This window comes from Gemmatimonadales bacterium (assembly GCA_030697825.1).
Classification (GTDB): Bacteria; Gemmatimonadota; Gemmatimonadetes; order Gemmatimonadales; family JACORV01; genus JACORV01.
Window position 1 is genome coordinate 1 of the sequence record JAUYOW010000280.1, and the last position, 1,551, is coordinate 1,551.

2 protein-coding genes are annotated in these 1,551 nt (G+C 65.5%); both read left to right on the top strand.

The window, feature by feature from the left end; translation table 11 throughout:
- Positions 1-340 precede the first annotated feature (340 nt).
- A complete protein-coding gene (locus Q8Q85_13625; protein MDP3775297.1) occupies positions 341-838 on the top strand; it encodes a hypothetical protein in 498 nt (165 codons plus the stop codon).
- 11 nt (positions 839-849) lie between these two features.
- A partial coding sequence (locus Q8Q85_13630) for a 2OG-Fe dioxygenase family protein (GenBank protein ID MDP3775298.1) occupies positions 850-1,551 on the top strand: 702 nt, incomplete at its 3' end.

The following is a 1,551-nucleotide window of genomic DNA, read 5'->3' on the forward strand; positions in this document are numbered from 1 at the left end:
CAAAGCAACGTGTGCTCCAGAAAAATACGATCGTATTTTTCTGGAGCACACGTTGCTTTGATTACCTCTGGGTCCATGCCCCGCGGCTCTGTTGCACTTCTGGTGTAGGGGCGGGGTTACATCCCCGCCCGCGGGCGGCCACGTAGGGCCGCCCCTACGCTCCGTTGCACCGCATGAGATTGCTTCCCGCCAGAGGCGGACAGGCGTCGCCTCGGGCTCATCGCAATGACGAGAGGTGATGAGTCGTGGGCAGTACAGGTCAGCCCCATCGCCTTGACAGGCGACCGTATTCCTGCTAGGATGAGAGGCTGCACAAACCCCCTTGAGAAGGAGGCACGAGATGCGGATCGTACGTTCACTCGCACCACTGGCCATCGCGGCCACGATGTTCATCGCTCGGTCGGCTTCGGCCGAACGCTACGGCCTCACGGCCGGCACCATCGAGGTGCTCACCACGGGCGCGGACCACGCGGCCGTGTACGCGAACGGCGGCGGCTTCGCGCTTTTCGCGCCGAGTGATCGGCTCGCGATCATCCCGGGCCTCGCGCTCGAATACTCGCCGGACGTCGAGGCATGGGGCGCGGTCGCCTCGTGCGTGTTCGATGTCCCGATCTCGGGGACGCCGCTCGGCGCCGACGTCGTCACGTTGCTCCTCCACGATCAGCTCGGCGGCGACTTCGCGAACGCGTCGTTCTATCTCGGCGGCGGTCTCGGCGGCTCGTGGTTCATCAACGATCACTGGACGCTCTCACTCGCCTGGAACTACTACCGCGGCGTGCGGAAGCCGGTGGCCCTGAATTCGATGGGGCCGACGGCGTTCGTCTCGTACGCGTTCTGAGGAGGCGCCCCATGACGACGAGGAGACACCAGTCGGGGTTCACGTACGTGACCACCGAGGTCGAGATCGCGGCGGAGCATGGCATCGCGGTTCCGGCGCCGATCCGTGTGTTCGATCTCGATGGCATCGGCATCGACCGTGCGCGCTTCCTCGGTGACCTGACGCCGAGCTTCCGACAGCTCGCGTGGGATGCATACGATGCGAAGCGCGAGCAGGTCGCGTTCCTGCTGCGGAACTTCCCGCTGCACGCGGAGCGCCTGAAGGACTTTCGTCTCCGGTACTACGCCGGACAGACGACGCTCGCGGAGCTTCGAGATCTCTTCAGCCGGCTCGAACACGACGCGTTGCGGAAGTTCGAGCGCATCCGGTCGTACCGGCGGCGGTCCATCGCGAAGTTCGAGGTCATCAAGGCCGACGACGACATCTGGAGCGACCAGTGGCACGTCGCGCAGCAGGATTGCCACGGCTTCTCGCAGAATGTCAGTCCGGATGACCCGCGGGCCATCGTGCGAGTCTTCGACCCCACCGCGTTGACCGTCGTGGGCCATCGGGAGTTCCAGCGGCTCATCGTCGCCGTCGCGGAGATGGTCGAGGACGCGGAGACCGAAGCGGGTCGCCGGGTCCACGGCATGACCGCGACGTTTCACCAGATGGGACTCGAGGTGCTCGCCGACGGGGTCGCACCGACGATGGCACCGGAAGGCGTGCATCGC

Coding starts and splice junctions, on each gene's coding strand:
- Q8Q85_13625 (MDP3775297.1), top strand. CDS start 341: ATGCGGATCGTACGTTCACTCGCACCACTGGCCATCGCGGCCACGATG.